Origin of the sequence: Haloferax namakaokahaiae (assembly GCF_042663225.1) — an archaeon.
GTDB lineage: Archaea > Halobacteriota > Halobacteria > Halobacteriales > Haloferacaceae > Haloferax > Haloferax namakaokahaiae.
In genome coordinates, this window is record NZ_JBHTAA010000002.1 from 293,153 (window position 1) to 306,491 (window position 13,339).

At 61.3% G+C, this 13,339-nt stretch carries 15 protein-coding genes; 3 read left to right on the forward strand and 12 right to left on the reverse strand.

Annotation, left to right across the window (positions count from 1 at the left end; genetic code table 11):
- Positions 1-108: 108 nt before the first annotated feature.
- Together ACFQJC_RS07170 and ACFQJC_RS07175 are read left to right on the forward strand one after the other, a co-directional pair.
- Complete coding sequence (locus ACFQJC_RS07170; protein WP_390222632.1) at positions 109-1,614, forward strand: sodium:solute symporter family transporter; 1,506 nt, start codon at positions 109-111, stop codon at positions 1,612-1,614.
- Positions 1,615-1,679: 65 nt separating this feature from the next.
- Complete coding sequence (locus ACFQJC_RS07175; protein ID WP_390222633.1) at positions 1,680-2,156, forward strand: hypothetical protein; 477 nt, start codon at positions 1,680-1,682, stop codon at positions 2,154-2,156.
- 14 nt (positions 2,157-2,170) lie between these two features.
- Here ACFQJC_RS07175 and ACFQJC_RS07180 read toward each other — a convergent pair whose 3' ends face one another.
- Positions 2,171-2,926, reverse strand: coding sequence for a histidine kinase (locus ACFQJC_RS07180; RefSeq protein WP_390222634.1), 756 nt, complete (start codon positions 2,924-2,926; stop codon positions 2,171-2,173).
- A 403-nt stretch (positions 2,927-3,329) separates the two neighbouring features.
- Here ACFQJC_RS07180 and dpsA point away from each other — a divergent pair, with 403 nt between their 5' ends.
- Positions 3,330-3,860, forward strand: a complete 531-nt coding sequence (gene dpsA / locus ACFQJC_RS07185; RefSeq protein WP_390222635.1) for a DNA starvation/stationary phase protection protein DpsA — start codon at positions 3,330-3,332, stop codon at positions 3,858-3,860.
- Positions 3,861-3,938: 78 nt separating this feature from the next.
- On the opposite strand, the gene ACFQJC_RS07190 is transcribed toward dpsA, so the two are convergent.
- The 11 genes from ACFQJC_RS07190 to ACFQJC_RS07240 all read right to left on the reverse strand — a co-directional run bounded on the left by ACFQJC_RS07190 (position 3,939) and on the right by ACFQJC_RS07240 (position 13,235).
- Positions 3,939-4,388, reverse strand: coding sequence for a DUF5518 domain-containing protein (locus ACFQJC_RS07190; RefSeq protein ID WP_390222636.1), 450 nt, complete (start codon positions 4,386-4,388; stop codon positions 3,939-3,941).
- A gap of 48 nt (positions 4,389-4,436) precedes the next feature.
- Complete coding sequence (locus ACFQJC_RS07195) at positions 4,437-4,601, reverse strand: hypothetical protein (RefSeq protein ID WP_390222637.1); 165 nt, start codon at positions 4,599-4,601, stop codon at positions 4,437-4,439.
- Between the two features lie 79 nt (positions 4,602-4,680).
- Positions 4,681-5,061 carry a metal-dependent transcriptional regulator gene (locus tag ACFQJC_RS07200; protein ID WP_390222638.1) on the reverse strand — a complete coding sequence of 127 codons (381 nt, stop codon included), beginning with the start codon at positions 5,059-5,061 and terminating at the stop codon, positions 4,681-4,683.
- A complete protein-coding gene (locus ACFQJC_RS07205; protein ID WP_390222639.1) occupies positions 5,061-5,195 on the reverse strand; it encodes a hypothetical protein in 135 nt (44 codons plus the stop codon). The genes ACFQJC_RS07200 and ACFQJC_RS07205 overlap by 1 nt, the downstream gene beginning before the upstream one ends.
- Positions 5,192-5,995 carry a DUF7260 family protein gene (locus ACFQJC_RS07210; RefSeq protein ID WP_390222640.1) on the reverse strand — a complete coding sequence of 268 codons (804 nt, stop codon included), beginning with the start codon at positions 5,993-5,995 and terminating at the stop codon, positions 5,192-5,194. Before ACFQJC_RS07210 ends, ACFQJC_RS07205 begins: the two co-directional genes overlap by 4 nt.
- On the reverse strand, positions 5,992-6,918 hold the full coding sequence (locus tag ACFQJC_RS07215; RefSeq protein WP_390222641.1) for a DUF7551 domain-containing protein: 927 nt from the start codon (positions 6,916-6,918) through the stop codon (positions 5,992-5,994). The genes ACFQJC_RS07210 and ACFQJC_RS07215 overlap by 4 nt, the downstream gene beginning before the upstream one ends.
- Positions 6,919-6,963: 45 nt before the next feature.
- Positions 6,964-8,220 (reverse strand): ABC transporter substrate-binding protein, encoded by a 1,257-nt coding sequence (locus ACFQJC_RS07220; protein WP_390222642.1) that lies wholly within the window; start codon positions 8,218-8,220, stop codon positions 6,964-6,966.
- Between the two features lie 2 nt (positions 8,221-8,222).
- Positions 8,223-9,467, reverse strand: coding sequence for an ABC transporter substrate-binding protein (locus ACFQJC_RS07225; protein ID WP_390222643.1), 1,245 nt, complete (start codon positions 9,465-9,467; stop codon positions 8,223-8,225).
- Positions 9,468-9,469: 2 nt separating this feature from the next.
- Positions 9,470-10,726, reverse strand: a complete 1,257-nt coding sequence (locus tag ACFQJC_RS07230) for an ABC transporter substrate-binding protein (protein WP_390222644.1) — start codon at positions 10,724-10,726, stop codon at positions 9,470-9,472.
- Positions 10,727-10,728: 2 nt separating this feature from the next.
- On the reverse strand, positions 10,729-11,964 hold the full coding sequence (locus ACFQJC_RS07235) for an ABC transporter substrate-binding protein (protein WP_390222645.1): 1,236 nt from the start codon (positions 11,962-11,964) through the stop codon (positions 10,729-10,731).
- 2 nt (positions 11,965-11,966) lie between these two features.
- Positions 11,967-13,235, reverse strand: a complete 1,269-nt coding sequence (locus ACFQJC_RS07240) for an ABC transporter substrate-binding protein (protein WP_390222646.1) — start codon at positions 13,233-13,235, stop codon at positions 11,967-11,969.
- Positions 13,236-13,339: the final 104 nt, after the last annotated feature.

The window sequence follows — 13,339 nt, forward strand, 5'->3', positions numbered from 1 at the left end:
ATATTAATTAGAAATACCACCGAGTCATAATACTTTTGCACTCGTTCGAAGAGTATCAGGTATGGACGCTCTCGACACGGCAGGCAGAATCGGCGGCGGTGACGACGAATGGTGAGTAGCGCCACGGCACTCACGTTGACCGTCGTGACGTTGCTCGTCTTCACCGGTCTCGGTCTCTGGTACTCACGCGGACGCGTGAACTCCGTCGAGGACCTCATCAGCGCCCGCGATTCGGCTGGTCGGCGGCGGACCACGGCGACGCTCGTCGCGTCGGTCATGGGCGTGTGGGTGCTGTTTTCGGCTCCCGAAGCGGGTGCGAGTTTCGGCATCGCCGCCGTCATCGGCTACGCAATCGGCGAGGCGGTTCCGATGCTCGTCTACTCGAAACTCGGCCCGCGGATTCGACGGCTCATCCCCCACGGTCACTCGCTCACCGAGTACGCCCACGCCCGCTTCGGGACGCCGATGTACGTGTTCGTCGTGGTTGTGAGTGCCCTCTACATGTTCATCTTTCTCTCGGCCGAGTTGACCGGCATCGCCGGTGCGCTCTCGCTCGTCGCGGGCGTGCCACAGTGGCAAACGGCCGTCCTCGTCGGCGGGTTCGTCCTCCTCTACACGAGCTATGGCGGTCTCAGTGCGAGCATGTTCACCGATTCGGTGCAGGCGCTCCTCGTCGTCCCGTTGTTGCTCCTCGCGCTCGGCGGGGCGCTCGTCTCGCTCGGGGGGCCGCTCACGGTGTGGGACGGTATCGCCAGTTCGAATCCGGTGCTCCTCGACCTCGGGTTCGTCGCCGGTCTCCAGTTCGGACTGGCGCTCGCGTTCGCTATCCTCGGCGCGGAGTTACTGAATCAGACGTGGTGGCAGCGAATCTACGCCAGCGAGAGCGCCGAGACGGTTCGACAGGGCTTCCGAGATGCGACCCTCCTCAACGGTGGTATCGTCTTCGTGACCGCCTTCTTCGGCATCATCGCCGTCTCGAACGCCGATATCGTGACCGACGTGACGAGCGCGGGGTACAACGCGGACGTCGCGTTCTTCGTCCTCTTGCTCACGACGTTTCCCGAATGGCTCGTCCTCGTCGTCGTCCTGCTCGCGCTCATGCTGGTCATGAGTTCTGTCGATACGCTCTTTACGGCACTATCGAGCCTCGTGACTGTTGACCTCGCACGCGTGACCGACCAAGGCGACCGCTCGCTCCTGTTCGGTGCGCGACTCTTGACCGTCGTCGTCGCGCTCGGTGCAATCTACGTCAGCCTCAGCGCACAGAGCGTGCTCAGACTCTTCTTCCTCGCCGACTTACTCGGTGCGGCGGTGGCCTTCCCGCTCGTCTACGGTCTCTACTCGGTGCACCTCACCGGCACCGGCGCACTCCTGAGCAGTCTCGGTGGTCTCGGTGTCGGCCTGGCGTACTTCCCGGATTTCCGGCCCGTCCTCACCTCGATTCCGGTCGTCGGAGACCTGTTGCCCGCGGCGGACCCGTTGTACCTCGCCTCCTTCGGCGGTGCGTTCCTCGTCTCGATGGGACTCGCGGTGGTGGCGGCCCGTCTCTCGTCCACCGAGTTCGAATTGGACCGTCTCAGTTCCGAGATTCGGCGACTCGACCAACGAACGTGACGTAAGTCCGGTAGTTCACGACGCTGGGCATGCAATGATATGTCGATACACGACATACGGCCTCTATGAACCAGCGCGTGAGATACCCCCGCTCCGTGGCCGTCCTCAGGGTCTTGCTCTACGCCGTCGTGATTGGCACCACGCTCGCACTCGTCGGCCTCTCGCTGACGATGCTCGGCTTCCTCGCCGTCGTCGGAACGGCGTCGTTCGTCCTCTTCGGCGAGGCGAGCACGGCGTTCCTCTTGACCGCCGTGGTCCTCGGCTTGCTCACCGTCACGGCGATCGAAGTCGTTCTGGTCTCTCTGGCACGGAAGGCAGACCGATTCCTCATGGAGAAGTTGCGCATCCGCACGCCACTCGAGAAGATTACCGCAAAATACGTCGCGGGCGACATCGGCGACGTCGAGATGGAGCGTCAAATCGAGCGCGCGTTGGTCAGAGAACGCGCTCAGAAAACGACTACCTCGCACGCGACACCAAGTCAGAACCGACGCACACAACACTCTCCGCTCGAAATCGAAGTCACGTCAGAACCAGCCTAGAAAGCGGCCGGCCCTCAGAGTTCTCGTTCGATGTACCGGTCGATTTCCCGAACGCGCTCGGGGTCGAACGTCCACACACCTTCCCAGACACGCGGTCGAATCTCGATTGCGACGAGCGCGGCGTGCGGTTCCGTCTCGTCGTCTGGGAGGTGGGTGACGAACCACGAGTCGGTGAAGTCCTCCGACCGTCCGCCGTGGAGCGTCATATCAATCTCCGAACTGGGTTCCCAGTCCGGAATGCCGTAGACGTGCGTATCGACGGCCGAGTTGGCCAATCGCTTGTAGACGCTGTGCGTTCCGCGCTCGTCGATGATTCGAGAGAGGCGCTGGAACGATGCCCGGTGTTTCCCGCCGTCGCAGTCCAACGAGAGGCGTTCGATGTATCGGGAGAGAATGATGAGCAGTAGTTTCTCTTTGTCGGACTCGGGATAGCCTCGCAGGACGAACGGGATGTCGTCGAGGTTCTTGACGACGGACGGAATGTCGTCGCCTTCGAGTCCGTGAACTCCGGTTCGAAACAGGTCGGAGTTGATGAGCAACACCGCGTTTTGCAGGTCGATGAGCGGCGAGGTTGCGATACAGGTCGTCTCCCGGAACAGACAGACGACGTCTTCGTCCCCCTCGGGGACGGCATCTTCTTCGACAGAAATCTGCTGGTGCTCGAAGACCCCCTCCAACATGTTTTGGAGCGGTTGTGGCGACGTTCGATTGACCACGACGAGGGAGTAATCGTCCGTTTGTTCGGCCGGGATGAACTTCCGCAAACTCACAATGTAACAATCTGATATATTCCGCCAATAAATTAAAAACTACCTATCTGTTGGGTGGTGTGGGACGAAACGACTGCCGACTGTTCTCCCTCGGTGACGTGCCTCCACTTTCGAACGCCGGGGGAGTGGACTACTGTGTTCGGTACTCTACAGGGTGATTGACGAAGAACGGCAGTTGTCATATATCAGGGTTCAGATAATAATTTAGATTTCATTCGTTACGTTTCTCGTTCATACCCTGTGTATTGAACGACTGTATCGTGTAGTATTTGGCACTCAAACGACCGATTGGGCGAAAGAACCGAATTCTGAAAACGACGAATTCAGCCAGTTTTAGGTGGTACGAAAAATTGTCTGATTGCTGAAAAGAATTAAGTAGTGGCCGAACGAATAGCAAAGTACGATGAGCACACAGAAGATAGTCCGTCAAGAGGCTGGAACCGTCGGCGAGAACCCGCTGCGTCTCGAACCCGAGAAAGCAGCACAAATCGTCGATGCGCTGAACACCGACCTCGCAGACGCCTACACACTCTATCACCAACTGCACAAGCACCACTGGAACGTCGAAGGTGCCGAACACCTCGGCATCCACCGCTTCCTCCAAGAGGCGTACGAGGAAGTCGAAGAAGCGGCCGACGAAATCGCCGAACGCGTCCAAGCAGTGGGCGGCGTCCCACACGCCAGCATGGCGACGCTCGCCGAGGTCGCCACCGTCGAACCCGAAGACGAAGACGTCTACGACATCCGAACCTCGTTCGAGAACGACCTCGTGATGCTCGGCGACATTATCGAGAGCTACCGCGACCACATCGAACTCGCACAAGGTCTCGGTGACCACACGACCGCACACATGCTGCGCGAGCAGCTCATCGAAATCGAGGAAGTTGCGCACGTCATCGACCACTACCTCGACGACGATACGCTCGTTCAGTGAGCGCCCGCTGCTAGCGGACGGCCGTTTTTCGACGATTACATCGCCCCTGAGTAGCGTCTTCGAAGAATCTGCTCCGGCTCAGATACTGCTAGAAGGGGGGCTCTGCCGTCCGCCGGAACCTGCAAGCCGACTGCCGATTTTCGCGCCGATTTTGCCGACGAGCGCGGACAGTCCGAACCCGAGCGTGGCGACGAGAAGTACAACGCCTACCATCCCAAGATATCCCGCGACGACGAACCACGTCGGGCCCCCGAGTCCGGACGCGGCAGCGAGAATATCGGCAATGACCAAAACCACCGGCAGGCCGCCGACCAGTCCGACCCGAATGCCGACTCCGTCGCTGGTTCCAGTCGTTCGTTGCGCGAGATAGCCAGCGAGTAGCCCAGCGACGAGTACCGCCGAGAGCGACATCTCAGACCCAGTTTCGATGTAGCTCAGTGTCGTAAACGGAATCGAAGCGACACCGCCGAGCAGCGCGAACGTCCACGTGTCACTCAGTTCTCGGGGATGGAAACCACTCAGCCTCATCGTCCCCTAGAAGCGTCAGTGAATGATAAATTATCGCCCCAAATTGCGTTACTGCGTTACGTCAACAGTCACGTCGCTCGAAATCCAGCCGTCGGTGTTTCCCGATTCGAGGAACACTGACTTTCCGGGGCAACTCTCACAGACAGAAATCTCGGGGAGAGAGTGCGAAACGTCTTCGCGCGTGTCGGGTGCGTCTGACCGTACTTCAGCCATCGGATTCTTTTAGGGAGACCTAAAATAAAAACGGTGCGGTTTCGCTCTCGTGAGGACCTCGTCCGTGGGCAGCACAGCGTCAGTCACTCGTGGCGACGGCCGGTTCGTCTGCGAGGAGTGTCGAGGAGAGACGGTCGAGCACCAGTGGACTGATGCTCCCGACGAGTTGCATCGCTTCGTCCTCGGACTCATCGAGGTGGAGTACGTCTCGACAGAATCGACACAGCGTCAGATACTCCTGTAGGTGCGTCTCGGCAGTTCGCCGACCGTCTTCGGTGAGTGTCGCGCCTTCGTACGGTTCGTAGGTGAGCAAGCCTCTGTCGGCGAGGCGCTGGAGCATCTCCGTCGTCGCCGACGGTGAGCGGTCGAGTTCGGCCGCGACGTCGCCCGGCGAAACCGGCGGACCTTCGTCCTCCTCGAGGTGGTGCAACACGAGCAGATACTGAGCGGTCCCGGCCATCAGTTTTTCGCGCCACCCGATTCGTCGTCTGTCGATTGCGTTCGGTCTTCGTCGTCCAGTTCGCCGCCGAATAGGAGTGCGTAGAGACCTGCCCACAGCCGAGCACGTTCTCGGCGAAGCCCTCGCGGAATCATACGCGGCGACTCAGGTGGTCTCGAATCGCTCGCTGTCGGTCGGCACAGCGCCTATCGGTGCGAACGACAGCATCGAGAACCGGGTGAGCGACCGGCAGGTCGTCGTACAGATACGACGCGAGCGACTGGTGGGAAATTCGTGCGGCGTGTTCGTACCCGCTACTCTCGTGGAGTCGATGCTGGCGTTCGCTGCCGAGTCTCGTGCAGTGAGTTCGATACCCCGCCAGCGTCTCGTGCCGTTCGCACAGCGTGTCGAAACCGAGCGACATGAGCGAGCAGTCCTTCAGTTCGAGCCACTCCGCCACCGCCGACAACTCGTCTCGCGCGTCACTGACCGACTGCGCTTCGACCTGTAAGCCGCGGCGCATCGCTCGCAACTCCGCAGTTCGCTCTTTGGACGCAGAGAGGACGGCTTGCTTCACGGCGGGGAGAAACGGCGTGTTCGAACCGGTGGCGAGCGCGAGTTCGACCTCCGAACCGAGTTCTGCACGGACGGTCTCAGAGAGCGATTCAGGCTCTGAGAGGTCGGCGACGCTATGGGGCCGAATCGTCTCTTCGAAGGCTCGGCGGACCTGTGCCTTCCACTTCGAAGTGGGCGACTCGCCGGTATCGAGTGCCATCGTCCGAGCGGTCAGGCCGGCCGTCGTCTGTGTCACCTCGGCGGAGTGACCGGCAGTGTTCGTCGTGAAATTGCGGACGCGCGTTCGGAATCGATTGACTGCGTCGAGTTTCGAATCGACGTGTCGGCGCTCGCGGGTAACGCGCTCCAGTGCCTCGTCGAGGCAGCCACACTGGCTCATCGAGACCCACCCGAGTGAATGGCCACGCTCGCCACTCCGACCGGTGGCTCATCCTTCGAGAACGTCAGCGTCACGAGCCACCGGTCGTCGTCGCGCTCGACGTGACAGTCGGTCGGCGCCCAGACCGCCTGTCGTCGATACAGGTCGAGGACTACCGGCAAGACGGGGATTCGCCCGTCTTTCGGACTGAGTGCGTACTCCGAGAGTTCGAATCGCACGGTGTGCGAATCGGCTTTCACGGTGGCGGGGAGCGGAAGGTACCGATACGAGCCGACGACCCCGAGTTTACGCAACTGTACGAGAATCGCCTCGATTGGAACGTCCGAATCCGCTGGCGGAGAGAGCCGAGCGGCCGCCCCTGCCAAGACGTCGGCTTGTTCTTCGGGCGTCAGATGCGTTTCGAGTTCCATCGCCGTGCTCTCCAATAGGCGAAGACAGAGGTCGTCGGGGTCGGTGACCGTCTCCGCGAGGTCGAAATACCTGTCCATCACCGCGGTTTCGACGACGCGATGGCCGGCATCACACAGCGATTCGAACACCGCGGCGGCGACGTTGTGACAGAACTCGATACGCCACTGCGTCCGCGATGTAGCCTCGGTATCGGGGTCTCGTCGGGAGGCTGAAGCGCCTCCGTCAGTGGCCGACGGGTCGGTCACCGCCGACTCCCTGGTCGGTCGAGTCTCGGAATCCTCGCAGACGATGAGGTCGTAATATGGCAACTGGGGGTCGTACCGCCGGAGTGCCGTTCGGTACTGTTCTGCCGCTCCCGCGGCACGCTGTGCTGTCGGTCGGTCCGCGAACCGGAGTCCCGCTACCGGGACGGGTCGTTCACCCGTCCGACCGCAGACGAGACAGTACGGTCCGTCTTCGTCGGCGAGCGTTTCGATGTGCGTTCGTATCTGGATGAGTGTCGTTCCAACCATGGTGGGAGGGTGTTGCTGGCGTTCGTTCGACCCGGTTCGGGCGCGTTACCGGTCGCCGTTGACGATGTCGGCGAGTCGCTGGCGGTCGAACAGCTGTTCGGCTTCGGGGACCGACGGAAACGCCTCGGCATCGAACGTCCCGAACGCGTCGGGGTAGAGCTGTTTGGCCATCGCTTCGGTCTCGAAGTGGGCGATTATCGGCCCTTGATGGCGGCCACAGCCGCGGACGATGGTGTCGTTCTGGACGGCTGTGAGTTCGCTTCCGACCGGGTGGTCGCGCATCGGCTCGACGATTTGTGACTCGAATTCCTGCGTCGAGAGCCCGCTAATCGCCGAATCGACGAAGATGTAGTCGGGGTCTGCCTGGAGGAGACCCTCGTAGTCGATTTGATACGTGCCGTCGCCAGTGAACTCCGCGAACGCGTTCGAGACGCCGAGGAGTTCGTACGGGTAGTTTCCGACGCCGGCGGCCGTCGGCGACTTGATGTAGAACGTCCCTTCGGCCGGGTTAGAACCGGAGTAGATGACGCCGACGTTCGGCGACGAGTCGGGCGACGTCGAATCGATGTCGGCCGCGAACGAGTCGAGTTGGTCGTTCCAGGTCGTCGCCCGCGATTGGGCCTGGAACACCTCGCCGACGAGGGAGATCGCCTCGGGGAGCGTGTAGTAGGGGAACGAGAATTCGACGCCGAGTGCCTTCCCACTCCACTCACCGCGGAGGTACGAACCCGCAAAGGGACCGACGTTGGACTCGACTTGTTCGAAGTCGTCGGCGTCCCAGCCGGCGTAGCTTGCGAGCAGTTGCTTGTCGATGAGGTGGACGTCGGCGTCGAGTTCGAAGAACAGTTCGGCGTCCACCTCCGATACGTCGCCGAGGTCGGTGACACCGCTGGAGTCGAACGACACGCCCGGGAGCGCTTCGTAGTACTGGAGCGGGTAGTAGCGCTTCGACATCGCGTCCGGTTCGCTTCCGAACGCGAACGCGATATCTGCCCACGCGCCCGACCCCAAGGTGACGTAGGACTCGGGGACCGCGTCGAAAAGGACATCGCCGTACGGCTTCACCTCGACGTCGTACGAAATATCCTCCGCGGTGGTCTGTTCCGACTCGGTCGTGGTCTCCTCGGCTTCAGTCGTCGCAGTCATCGCAGTCTTCGCGGTCGTCGTTGCTTCGGTCGTCTCCTGTGCACCCGCGTCAGTGTTTCCAGTACACCCTGCAAGCAGTCCACCAGTGAGAACTGCACCGCCGTACTTCACGTACTCTCTGCGCGTCGGCCCGTCTCGTCTGCTGTCGTCGCCCATTTTCAGATGTCTCCGTCGATGATGTCCGCGACCCGCTGGCGGTCGAATAGCTGTTCTTCCTCGGGAATCTCGGGGTACGGGCCGTTCTCGTAGGTCGGCCACTCGCCGAACAACTCGGGGTAGAGCTGTTTGGCCGTCATCTCCAGTTGGAACAGGTTCAGAATCGGTCCCTGATACCGCGCGCCCTGCGGGTGGACGCGGCCGTTCTTGACCGCCGTAATCTCTCCCCCGACGGCGTTCGATTCGAGGGTCTCCCGGAGTTCTCCCATGTCCGTCGTCGGGAGCATGCCGCCGAGCAGTAGCATCACGTCGGGGTCGGCTTCGAGGAGCGCTTCGAGGTCCACCACGGTGCCCGATTCGACCGACCCGTCGAACGCATCGCGCGGGCCGAGCGGGCGGGTGTGTGCCGTGAGGAAACCGGGGTTACTCAGTGTGTACGCCCAGATGTCGCCCTCGATATCGGACGACCCGACCATCACCGCGGTCGGTCGCTCTGATTCCGGCGGGAGATTTTCTTCGACCGTCGTCAGGAGGTCGTTGCGAATCGACGCGAGCGCCTCGTAGCGGTCGGTCGCTTGGAACACCTGCGCGACTTTCTCGAACTGCTCCCACAGGCCGGGATACTCGTAGTCGCCCTCCCAACTGTCCGGCGGCGTCTGGTGACGGGCGCTGAACGAGTTGCCGAACCACGGGCTGATGTTCTGCTCGATTTCCTCGATGTCGTCCACGCTCCAGCTACCGAGTGCCAGGACCGATGCCGGGTCTGCGAGGTGAACGTCGCTGTCGAGTTCGTACAGTTTCTCCTTGCTCACTTCCCACGACGAGTAGAGACCCCTCCAGTCGAGTGAGACGCCGGGCAGGCGTTCGACGAACTGGTTCCAGAGGTCGTGATAGTAGTCGGGTGCGTGCATCGCGTTCACCGTGTCGCCGTGGCCCAGTGCGAACGCCATATCAGCGTGGTGCGTGAGTCGCGTGAACACCGTCTCGGGTGGCGACTCGAATTCGACCTCGCCGACCGGCGACATCGACACCGTGTACGAGGTGTCTTCGGTGGTCGTCTCTTCGGATTCAGTTGCCGTCGCGGTCGATTCGGTCGGCGTCGCAGTCGTTTCGGTCACCGTTTCTCCCTGTGTACCGGTGTCACTGCTACCGGTACAGCCTGCGAGCAGGCCGCCGGTGAGAACTGCACCGCCGTATTTCAGGTACTCTCGTCGGGTCGATTCGCCGCCTCGGATGTGGTCACTCATGTTCAGAACTCTCCGTTGATGATGTCCGCAACGCGCTGTCGGTCGAACAACTGTTCACCCGTCGGCGTCTCGCCGAGACCCTTCCACTCGCCGAACGTCTCCGGATATATTTGTTTGGCCGCAATCTCCGTCTGGAAGAGCTTGATAATCGGCCCTTGGACGTTTTTCCCGCCGCGATAGACGCGCCCGTTTTGGACGGCGGTCAGCTGGCTTCCGAGTTCGTCTTCGCGCATCACGTCGATGACGTTCGTTTGGAAGTCTTCGATGGAGTCGGTGTACCCGAATGCGTTGTGTGCGATGAGCACGTCGGGGTCGGCCTCCAAGAGCGCCTCGTAGTTGACTTGGCCCTCCATGCTCACACCAGCCTCGGCCCAAGCGTTTTCGACGCCGAGGTCACGGTACTGCTGTTTCGCCATCCCTGGTTGCGTTGGGTCGTTGAGATAGAACACACCGGAACCGACGTACTGCTCACCGGGGATGAAGAACCCAAGCCCGACGCTGGGGCGTTCCGCTTCGGCTGGCAGTTGTTCAGTAATCGTCGTCAGTAGGTCGTCGTGAATCGTCGAGAGTGCATCGTACCGTGCTTCTTCACGGAAGGCGGCACCGACCTTCTCGAACGCTTCGTACAGCGTATAATGTGGGTAGTTCGGCCCAATCGACTCCTGTGGCCTCCGGATGAAACTGCCGAGCCACGGTGCGACGTTGGTTTCCAACTCCGAGATGTCCTCCTCATCGAAGCCGAAGTAGTGCTTCGCGTTGTTCGGGTCGATGAGGTGAAGGTCCGCGTCGATTTCGTAGAACACCTCTTTGTCGTATTCACCGTCCTGACTGAGCGGCGAAATCTGCTCAGGGTTGACAGAGACTCCCGGTAGTACGTCGAGCACGTCCATCGGAAGGCTCTGCGTGTCCTGCATCCCGACGAGTGCGTCGCCGTGTCCGAGCGCAATCAGCATATCTGCGTAGTCGGCGCGGTACACGACGACTGACTCGGGGACTGACTCGAAGGTGACCGACGTCCGCGGTTTCATTTCGACGGTCCACGACTCGGTTGATTCTGAGGTTTCAGTGGCTTCCTCGGCCGTCGTTGTGGCGGTCTCGGTCTGCTCGTCGGTCGAGTCAGTAGGCTCTGCGGTGTCGGTCGAACCGGAGTCTGTTTGACCGGTACACCCGGCGAGCAGACCGCCGCCGACGACTGCGCTGCCGTATCTGAGATACTCGCGCCGGGTCGATTCGTGGGTCGTCGTGTCGTCGTCACTCATCTTCAGAACTCTCCGTCGATGACCTTCTCCACGCGCTGGTGGTCGAACAGTTGCTCGTCGGGGCTGAACTCCGGATAGGCGTCACCGTTCTCGTAGGTCGGCCACGCGCCGAACTGGTCGGGGTATAGTTGCTTGGCGGTCATCTCCAATTGGAAGAAGTTCATCAGCGGTCCCTGCCACCGCGTTCCTTGCGGATACACGCGGTCGTTCTGCACCGCGGACAACTCGCGTCCGACCGGGTCGTCCGCGAGGTTCTGTTTCAGCGTACCGAAGTCGAACGTCTCCGTGACCGTCCACAGCGCGAGAATCACGTCCGGGTCGGCTTCGAGCAACGCCTCCATATCGACTTCCTTGAACGGTCCCGAGATGTCCGCGTCGGCGAAGGCATCGACTGCCCCGAGCGGCCGGGTATGAGAGTTCCAGTAGCCGGGCGCGTTCAGCCGGAGTACGTAGATTGCCGAGAGGTCCTCCGAGATGGAGAGGTAGGCGACGGACGGTCGCTCCGACTCCGGCGGAAGTCCGTCTTCGATGGTCGAAAGCTGCTCTTCGTGGACGGACGCGAGCGCGTCGTACCGGTCTCGCTCGTCGTACAACGTGGCGACGCGGTCGAACAGGTCCCACAGCGAGTAGTACTCGTACGAGTCGGCCCACCCCTCGGGCGGCGCGGCGTGATAACAGCTGAAGTAGTTCCCCAGCCACGGCCCGAGGTTGGTCGCAACTTCGTCGGCGTCGCTCTGGTTCCAGTTGTCCTGCGTCGTCACCCACGACGGGTCAACGAGGTGCAGGTCGCTGTCGAGTTCGTACAACTGCTCTTTCGTGAAGCCCCACCCCGTCGCCTTGCCCGCCCACTCGATTTCGAAGTCGTCGAATCCGGACGTGAAGTACTCGAGACCGGCGGTCATTCCCTCCCACCAGTGGTTGTTGATGGTGTCACCCTGACCGAGCGCGCTGGCCATATCGGGGAACCACGGGAAGTGAGTGAACACGTTAGTCGGTGGCTCTTCGAGCGTGACCTCGCCGGCGGGCGACAACTCGACCGTGTAACTCGTGTCCTCGGGGGTCGCCTCCGCCGTTTCGGTCTCGGTCGTCGCTTCGGTCGAGGTTTGCGTCTCCGTCGTCGTCTGCGTCGGTGCCGAGTCTGACTCGGTGTTCCCGGTACACCCCGCGAGCAGTCCGCCACCGATGACGGCCCCGCCGTATTTGAGGTAGTCTCGTCGGGTCGGGTTGTCACGACTCATGTTCAGAACTCCCCGTTGACGATATCGGCGACGCGCTGGTGGTCGAACAACTGCTCTTCTTCGGGGAGGTCGGGGTACGACTGACCCTCCTCGAAGCGCGGCCATTCGCCGAACTGCTCGGGATAGAGTTGCTTGGCGGTCATCTCAAGCTGGAAGAGGTTCTTCAGTGGCCCTTGGAACGACCCGCCGGACGCGTAGAAGCGGTCGTTCTGTATCGCAGTGAGTTCCTTTCCAACCGGGTCCGTCGATACCGTCTCCTGAATCTCGTCCCAATCGTACCACGGTCCGACCGCGAAGATGTGGAGGATGACGTCAGGGTCGATTTCGAGCAGACCCTCCGTGCTGTACGCCGCGTCGTAGTTCTCTGCGTACGTCTTGTCGCTGTCCGCGAAGGCGTCTCGTGCGCCCATCGGCCGAACGTGCGCTTTCCCAAAGCCAGGGCCGCTGATCTTGTATGGGTAGAACTCTCCATCCCAGTACGAGAGGAGTCCGACAGTCGGACGCTCGCTCTTCGGCGGGAGGTTCGCGCGAATGTGCCCGTAGAGCTTCTCGTACTCGGTTTTGAGCGCCTCGAACCGTTTTCGTTCCTGAAAGACGTCGGCGACCTTGCCCGACAGGTCCCACAGCGTGTAGTAGCGGTAGTCGTCGCGGTACGCTGCCGGCGGTTGCGCGTGCTGTCTGCTGTAACGGTTCGCAAACCACGGGCCGACGTTCTCGGCTATCTCGTCAACATCTGTTTGGTTCCACCCTTTGAACGTGACGACCCACGCGGGGTCCATCAGGTGAACGTCGTTGTCGAGTTCGTAGAACAGTTCCTTGTCCATCCCGCCGTCGTACACTTGCGTGAGACCGTCGGCCGACGCCGAAACGCCGTCGAGAGCGTCGTAGAAGTAGCCGAGTCCACCGACGTAGTCTTCGGGGAAGCCCACGCTGGTGAGCGAGTCTTCGTGTCCGAACGCGACCAGCATGTCGATGTACTGCGGACTGTACGCCATCACCTTCGACGGCACCTCGTCGAACGTCACCTCGCCGACGGGCGAGATGGACACCGAGTAACTGGTGTCCTCGGGGGTCGCCTCAGTCGTTTCGGTCTCGGTATCGGTCACCGTCGTCTCAGTTGGTGTCTGGGTCGTCGCCGTCTCGTCGTCGGCCGATTCCGGCTGGCTATTTCCGGTACACCCGGCGAGCAAACTACCCCCGGCGAGTGCACCACTGTACTTCAGATACGCACGCCGTCCGAGACGTGAACGTCCGTCGGATTGGTCTGACATACAGTTTAGGCTGGCCTAAAACAATTTAGCTTCTTCGGTTTTTAGGTCGGCCTAAAATAAGAGATGGTTTCGGTTCTCACGGTGTGAGTTGCCCAGCAAAAGTT

Excerpts from the sequence above, each read along its gene's own strand:
- ACFQJC_RS07170 (WP_390222632.1), top strand. The coding sequence starts at position 109 with ATGGTGAGTAGCGCCACGGCACTCACGTTGACCGTCGTGACGTTGCTC.
- ACFQJC_RS07175 (WP_390222633.1), top strand. The coding sequence starts at position 1,680 with ATGAACCAGCGCGTGAGATACCCCCGCTCCGTGGCCGTCCTCAGGGTC.
- dpsA (WP_390222635.1), top strand. The coding sequence starts at position 3,330 with ATGAGCACACAGAAGATAGTCCGTCAAGAGGCTGGAACCGTCGGCGAG.
- ACFQJC_RS07190 (WP_390222636.1), bottom strand. The coding sequence starts at position 4,388 with ATGAGGCTGAGTGGTTTCCATCCCCGAGAACTGAGTGACACGTGGACG.
- ACFQJC_RS07195 (WP_390222637.1), bottom strand. The coding sequence starts at position 4,601 with ATGGCTGAAGTACGGTCAGACGCACCCGACACGCGCGAAGACGTTTCG.
- ACFQJC_RS07200 (WP_390222638.1), bottom strand. The coding sequence starts at position 5,061 with ATGGCCGGGACCGCTCAGTATCTGCTCGTGTTGCACCACCTCGAGGAG.
- ACFQJC_RS07205 (WP_390222639.1), bottom strand. The coding sequence starts at position 5,195 with ATGATTCCGCGAGGGCTTCGCCGAGAACGTGCTCGGCTGTGGGCAGGT.
- ACFQJC_RS07210 (WP_390222640.1), bottom strand. The coding sequence starts at position 5,995 with ATGAGCCAGTGTGGCTGCCTCGACGAGGCACTGGAGCGCGTTACCCGC.
- ACFQJC_RS07215 (WP_390222641.1), bottom strand. The coding sequence starts at position 6,918 with ATGGTTGGAACGACACTCATCCAGATACGAACGCACATCGAAACGCTC.
- ACFQJC_RS07220 (WP_390222642.1), bottom strand. The coding sequence starts at position 8,220 with ATGGGCGACGACAGCAGACGAGACGGGCCGACGCGCAGAGAGTACGTG.
- ACFQJC_RS07225 (WP_390222643.1), bottom strand. The coding sequence starts at position 9,467 with ATGAGTGACCACATCCGAGGCGGCGAATCGACCCGACGAGAGTACCTG.
- ACFQJC_RS07230 (WP_390222644.1), bottom strand. The coding sequence starts at position 10,726 with ATGAGTGACGACGACACGACGACCCACGAATCGACCCGGCGCGAGTAT.
- ACFQJC_RS07235 (WP_390222645.1), bottom strand. The coding sequence starts at position 11,964 with ATGAGTCGTGACAACCCGACCCGACGAGACTACCTCAAATACGGCGGG.
- ACFQJC_RS07240 (WP_390222646.1), bottom strand. The coding sequence starts at position 13,235 with ATGTCAGACCAATCCGACGGACGTTCACGTCTCGGACGGCGTGCGTAT.